This window comes from Mesonia aestuariivivens (assembly GCF_019311235.1).
Taxonomy (GTDB): Bacteria; Bacteroidota; Bacteroidia; order Flavobacteriales; family Flavobacteriaceae; genus Mesonia; species Mesonia aestuariivivens.
This window is the reverse complement of record NZ_JAHWDF010000057.1, coordinates 1-1026: the sequence shown is the minus strand read 5'-3', so window position 1 is coordinate 1026 and position 1026 is coordinate 1. Positions and strand designations below refer to the sequence as shown.

1 protein-coding gene is annotated in these 1026 nt (G+C 37.6%); it reads right to left on the bottom strand.

What is annotated here, in order from left to right; all coding sequences use genetic code 11:
• A partial coding sequence (locus KW502_RS15250) for a CHC2 zinc finger domain-containing protein (protein WP_219041406.1) occupies nucleotides 1-946 on the bottom strand: 946 nt, incomplete at its 3' end.
• Between the last annotated feature and the right edge of the window lie 80 nt (nucleotides 947-1026).

Genomic DNA, 1026 nt, shown 5'->3' with positions numbered 1-1026 from the left:
TGGCATATTTGGTTATGGCTTCTTTTCCTGCACTGTCATTATCAAAAGTAAAAATGATTTCTTCCAGTTGCTGTAAATCTTTTATTGCAGTTAGGATTTCAGCATTTAAGCCGTTGGTTCCGTAACACGCTAAAATGCTGTAAGTATCTGTAATTGTTTTTATTTGAAGTAGCGAAGCTGTATCTATAATACTTTCGGTCAATATCAGTTTTTTAGTATTGGGATTGGGATAGTTTGGATATAAACCTTGTCTATTCTTCAGGTAAAAATGTTTGGCTGTTTTCTTGTCTAAAGTGCTTCTAAAGTACAAGCCTGTAATTTGGTTTTCTTTATCCTTTAAGGCAAAACAGATGCACCATTTACCAAAAACGCTATAGGCTTTGTTTCCTGAACGGCTGACCAAGCCCTTGTCCATCAATAATCCGTATTTTACACATTGTTCGATCAGGGTTTCGTCCCGCCTTTGTCCGTGGTGGAACTGACCGGCATTGTAACCGACTTCCAGTTTTTTAAAATCAAGGTTTCTACTTTCCAGGTACTGTTTTGCAGGTTTGGAGTTGTGTACGGCATTTCTAAAATACTGGAACATATTCCCTAAGAACTGACTTTTTGTTAAGTCTGGTTGGTATCTTTCTTTACTGTTTGGTTTTTGATGACCCAAGATTTCCTTGCATTTTTTTAATGCTTCGTGTTTTGCTGTTGTCCCACTGAGCTTGTCGAAGTGCTCTTTGTGCATTACAAAATCGATTACGTCCATACTTTTCCCGTGGGTCTTGCAATTGGAACTAAAACAATAGGCGGTTTGGGTTTTGTAGTACACTTGTAAACTCGGTGTTTTATCTTCGTGGAACGGACAGTTTAGACGGCTTTGCTTGTCGGTCTTCAGCCCGTAATAGTGAAGGACGTTTGCCATTGTGAGCTTTTGTTTGATCTCGGCTATTTCCATCGAAAAATATTTTGAAAAAAGTTTAATATATCATTTCCGATACAAAAGTAGCATATCCGATTTAAACAAACAAGCTTTTG